This window comes from Syntrophomonas sp. UBA5494 (genome assembly GCF_002426325.1).
Genome location: NZ_DIPG01000123.1, coordinates 14,250 through 18,842, shown reverse-complemented (window position 1 = coordinate 18,842; position 4,593 = coordinate 14,250). Strand labels below are relative to the sequence as shown.

General features: G+C 49.7%; 7 protein-coding genes. All 7 read left to right on the top strand.

The window, feature by feature from the left end:
- A partial coding sequence (locus tag B3W37_RS13535) for a CBS domain-containing protein (RefSeq protein ID WP_483176135.1) occupies positions 1–387 on the top strand: 387 nt, incomplete at its 5' end.
- Entirely contained in the window at positions 380–1,498 is a 1,119-nt protein-coding gene (gene alr / locus B3W37_RS13530) for an alanine racemase (protein WP_483171249.1), read from the top strand. The genes B3W37_RS13535 and alr, both read left to right, overlap by 8 nt.
- 159 nt (positions 1,499–1,657) lie before the next feature.
- Positions 1,658–1,855 carry a CopG family transcriptional regulator gene (locus B3W37_RS13525; RefSeq protein WP_483176134.1) on the top strand — a complete coding sequence of 66 codons (198 nt, stop codon included), beginning with the start codon at positions 1,658–1,660 and terminating at the stop codon, positions 1,853–1,855.
- Between the two features lie 7 nt (positions 1,856–1,862).
- Positions 1,863–2,210 carry a type II toxin-antitoxin system PemK/MazF family toxin gene (locus B3W37_RS13520; protein ID WP_481037676.1) on the top strand — a complete coding sequence of 116 codons (348 nt, stop codon included), beginning with the start codon at positions 1,863–1,865 and terminating at the stop codon, positions 2,208–2,210.
- Between the two features lie 141 nt (positions 2,211–2,351).
- Positions 2,352–3,044 (top strand): gamma-glutamyl-gamma-aminobutyrate hydrolase family protein, encoded by a 693-nt coding sequence (locus B3W37_RS13515; protein ID WP_483176133.1) that lies wholly within the window; start codon positions 2,352–2,354, stop codon positions 3,042–3,044.
- Positions 3,045–3,179: 135 nt separating this feature from the next.
- On the top strand, positions 3,180–4,322 hold the full coding sequence (locus B3W37_RS13510) for an amidohydrolase (RefSeq protein ID WP_483176132.1): 1,143 nt from the start codon (positions 3,180–3,182) through the stop codon (positions 4,320–4,322).
- The gene (locus B3W37_RS13505; protein WP_481037679.1) at positions 4,315–4,506 is read left to right on the top strand and encodes a hypothetical protein; all 192 of its coding nucleotides are present in this window, start codon (positions 4,315–4,317) and stop codon (positions 4,504–4,506) included. The genes B3W37_RS13510 and B3W37_RS13505 overlap by 8 nt, the downstream gene beginning before the upstream one ends.
- Positions 4,507–4,593 lie beyond the last annotated feature (87 nt).

The following is a 4,593-nucleotide window of genomic DNA, read 5'->3' as shown; positions in this document are numbered from 1 at the left end:
ACTCACCTCATGCTGGAAAATAAAATCAGCGGCATTCCCGTAGTGGATGAGAATGACCATGTAGTAGGCATAATCACCGAAAAGGACTTAATGATCAGAGCCAAAGAACTCCGGGTTCCTTATTATGTCACCCTATTTGACAGTATTATCTTTCTGGAGAACCCCATAAGATTTAATAATGAGGTCAAGAAGTATACCGCCACCAAGATCAAAGACGCCATGACCAGTAAAGTAGTGACAGTGGAGGAGGATACCCCGGTTTCCGAAGTGGTTAAGCTCATGCAGGAGAAGAAGATTAACCGCGTTCCGGTGGTGCGCAATCACAAGCTGGTGGGAATAATCACCCGCAATGATATTCTGAAGGTTCTGGTAAGCAAACATGGATAATAGAAGACCGACCTGGGCGGAGATTGACCTCTCCGCTCTTGAACACAATATAACTACAATACGGAGTTACCTCAAGCCCCCCACCCGGCTGATGGCAGTTGTCAAAGCCAATGCTTACGGTCATGGCGTTCTGGAGACAGCTGCGGTATGCGTCGCCCGGGGCGTTGATTTTTTGGGGGTGGCAACCCTGGATGAGGCCATTCCGCTGGTTGAGGCCGGAATAAAACTGCCCTTATTGGTTCTGGGCTATGTACCCGGTGAATTCGCTGAGCAGGTGATTGAGCATAATATCCGGACTGTGGTATACGAAAAAGATTATGCCCGGGAGCTGTCGCGAGCCGCACAGCAGATGGGAAAAGACGCCTTAATCCATTTTAAAATCGACACCGGAATGGGGCGCTTGGGTTTCCCTGCCAATGCCTCCGGAATCGCGGAGGTATTGGAGATCTCTGCCTGGCCCGGACTTAGAGCGGAGGGCCTCATGACCCATTTTGCAGAATCGGATTGTCCCGACCGGGCTTATACCCTGCAGCAGATCCGGCGTTTTCAGGATTTTAACCGGGAATTGGAAAACCGCCAACTAAAGATTGCCATCAAACACTGTGCCAACAGCGCCGCTATAGTAAGCTATCCCGAGGCTCATTTCGATATGGTGCGGGCTGGCATCATGCTCTACGGTTTATATCCATCCCCGTCCATGAAAGCCCTGGATCTGGATATCATTCCTGCCATGACGCTGAAAAGCCGGGTCAGTTTCGTAAAGACCCTGTCTTGCGGAGAGTCAGTGAGTTACGGGCGCACCTTTCTCTGCAGCGAGGACACCGAGGTGGCTACCGTGCCGATAGGCTATGCCGATGGATATAACCGCCTCCTGTCCAACCGTGCGTACGCGATGGTCAAGGGCATTAAAACCCCTTTGATCGGTACCGTTTGCATGGATCAATGCATGTTCGCTCTGCCCGGAGGGGCTAATGTCAAAGTGGGGGATGAGGTCATTCTGTTCGGCAAGCCCGAAGACGGGATCACTGCCGATGACCTGGCCGAAATGATCGGCACCATAAACTACGAGATCGTAACCACTATCACCTCACGGGTGCCGCGAACCTACTAACCTTAAATGTGTAATATTGGATTTGCGAGAGAACAAGCCTGACCATATAATATGAATATCGGGACAGACTTTCGCCGGAGGTGTTTTGTTTTGCCAGCCTCAAAAAGGATCATTATCACAGTACCAGAAGCATTGCTTTTCGAAATGGACTCTGTAACTGTGACTGAGAGCAAAAATCGCAGCGAAATAGTTCGCGAGGCGATTCGTTTTTATCTGGGAGAACGCAGGCGCCTCTTGATTCTTGAACAGATGAAAAAAGGTTACCTGGAAATGGCAGCGATAAATTTGAGCATTGCGTGTGAAAATATAGGAGAAGAAGAGGCCTTGGTGAACTGCATAGAAAAATTATTGGAGTGAGGCTTCCATGATTAAAAGGGGCGAAATCTATTACGCTCAGCTTAACCCGGTAGTAGGCTCGGAGCAAGGTGGTATCAGGCCTGTTCTGGTGGTACAGAACGATATAGGAAATCAGTACAGTCCCACCACTATAATCCTGGCTATTACCTCGCAGATTAATAAAGCCAAGCTTCCCACCCATGTTGAACTCAAAGGAGAAGATTTCGGTTTAGAAAGGGATTCGGTGATTTTAGCGGAACAGATCAGGACCATTGATAAAACCCGTTTGAAGCAGCGGATTTCAGTTCTAAACGAGGATACTATGGCGAAGGTCAATCAGGCCTTGAGTGTGAGCATTGGTTTAAGCGAGATCTAATACATACTCCGGTTGAAAAATAATTGCATAGCGAAAGCATCCCGACAGGTCTTGGCAAAAGACCTGTTTCTTTTGTCTATACTGGTGCATATCTTGTAAAAATGGATCACCGATCTTAAAAAGATTGCGGGAGGATATGAAATGAAACCAGTGATCGGCATTACCTGTGACGTTTTTGCGGAAAATGGTCAGTTAACCCTGCGCAGGCAGTATCTCGATGCGGTGGTGCAGGCGGGCGGTATTCCGGTGGTGCTGCCGCCAATGCAGGAAATGAGCCTGGTTAGCGGTTCTCTCAATATTTGCCAGGGGTTATTGCTGTCCGGCGGCGGAGATCTGGATCCCAGCTACTGGGGCGAGCTGCCTTCACCAGCTCTGGGGCACATTAGCCCAGTCAGGGACTATTTTGAAATTGCTTTGACCAGGATGGCCTTAGCCTCCGGCCGACCTGTTTTGGGCATATGCCGCGGCATACAGGTTTTAAATGTAGCCGCCGGAGGAACCCTTTGTCAGGATCTGCAGACCGGAATGAGCCACCAACAAAATGCCCCGCGCAACCACCTTTTTCATGATATATTTATTGAAAAGCAAAGCAGGCTGGGCCGCATTTACCAGGCTTCCAGGATGCGGGTCAACAGCTTTCATCACCAGGCTGCAAAGCGGCTTGCTCCGGGCTTTGCCGTCACTGCTCTGAGCCCCGATGGTACTATTGAGGCTATTGAATTTGAAAGCGGATTTGCGCTGGGAGTGCAGTGGCACCCCGAGGATTTGGGGGATTTTGCTTCAAAGGCATTGTTTGAGGCCTTCATTGCCTCATCCCGGCTGCAGTTAGAGTAATTAAAGCAGGCTGTTCCGTCAGCCTCTTGGTCAACATCCCTCATAATTGCGGGCAGGCAGATAATGGCTAATCATTTAAGCGAACCGGGCGGGCTTTGAACACATATGATATGGTGTAGGGAAAGGAGATTATTCATGATAGCGTTTACAGGCGGCACCATTTTAACCATGGACGGGAAGGAGTTCCGTTCCGGCGCGATTTTGGTAGATGGTCCCATTATTCACAGTGTGGGCGATAAGGTGGAGATTCCTTCTGGGTGCAGGATCATAGATGTCAGCGGGCACTATATTGTTCCGGGTTTAATAGATGCCCATACCCATTTGGGTCTGGAAGAAGAGATATACCGCATCGAAGGCGACGATGTAAATGAGGTCAACGAACCGGTGACACCGCAGTTAATGGCGGCCGATGGGATTAATCTGTTCGATCTGGGTTTTAGCGATGCCTTGAGGGGCGGCGTTACCAGATCATTGTGTATGCCTGGCAGCGCCAATATAATCGGCGGTCAGGCGGTTCTGCTCAAGCATTATGCACCGGGGGCTATGCAGATGATCGATAAAAATCCATGGGGAGTCAAAGCCGCCCTGGGGGAAAACCCCAAACGGGTCTATGGTGAACGCAAGAAATCACCGGTTACCAGGATGGCCAGCGCCAGTCTGCTGCGCGAAGCTTTAAATACAGCTTCTCAAGCCCTACAAGACAATGATATGTCCGCAGCAGAACGCTTCAAATGGGAACCGCTGATGCGGGTATTGAGAAAACAACAGCCACTGCTATTGCATGTGCATCGTGCCGATGATATTCTGACCGCGTTGCGCATAAAAGATGAGTTCGATTTTAATTTGATTCTGCAGCATGGTACCGAAGCCTTTATGGTAGCTGAAGAACTGAAGCAGCGCCAGGTGCCGGTTTGTTTGGGACCGCTTCTGGTCAACCGGGCCAAGGTGGAGTTGAAAGAGGTTTCCTTCAAAAATGCTGCCAGACTGGCTGAACTGAGTATACCCTTCTGCCTGGTGACCGACCACCCGGTGGTGCCCATTGAACAGCTGAGGGTTTGCGCGGCCCTGGCTGCCCGGGAAGGTCTGGGTGAACAGCAGGCACTTGAGGCCGTTACCATTAATGCCGCTTCTATTATCGGGGTTGCTGATCGCTTGGGTTCGATCACTGCTGGTAAACGAGCTGATCTGGCCATTTTTGATGGGCACCCCTTGGAATTCCGCTCCAGACTTTGTCAGGTCATGGTGGATGGTTTACTGTGGGGTGATAATAGTGAATAAGGGTGATATGTTTACTGTATATCTTAACGGGGTCATTATGACAGTATGCGTATTGGGAGTATACAGTGAGGAATACACCGGTGAGGAAATGGTGATCCTGGCGGTGATAGGCCAGGAAAATATGGTTCATGTACCTTTAAATGATTTGGAATCCATATTTCCAACGCGTAAATTTATCAATTGATCATCTTCTATGGAAATGAGACCCCTTGAGCGGGGTCTCATTTTAAGTGTCGCGGGGACGGGGGGGTTGACAACAATTGTTGTCAAC

Coding starts and splice junctions, on each gene's coding strand:
- alr (WP_483171249.1), top strand. CDS start 380: ATGGATAATAGAAGACCGACCTGGGCGGAGATTGACCTCTCCGCTCTT.
- B3W37_RS13520 (WP_481037676.1), top strand. CDS start 1,863: ATGATTAAAAGGGGCGAAATCTATTACGCTCAGCTTAACCCGGTAGTA.
- B3W37_RS13515 (WP_483176133.1), top strand. CDS start 2,352: ATGAAACCAGTGATCGGCATTACCTGTGACGTTTTTGCGGAAAATGGT.
- B3W37_RS13510 (WP_483176132.1), top strand. CDS start 3,180: ATGATAGCGTTTACAGGCGGCACCATTTTAACCATGGACGGGAAGGAG.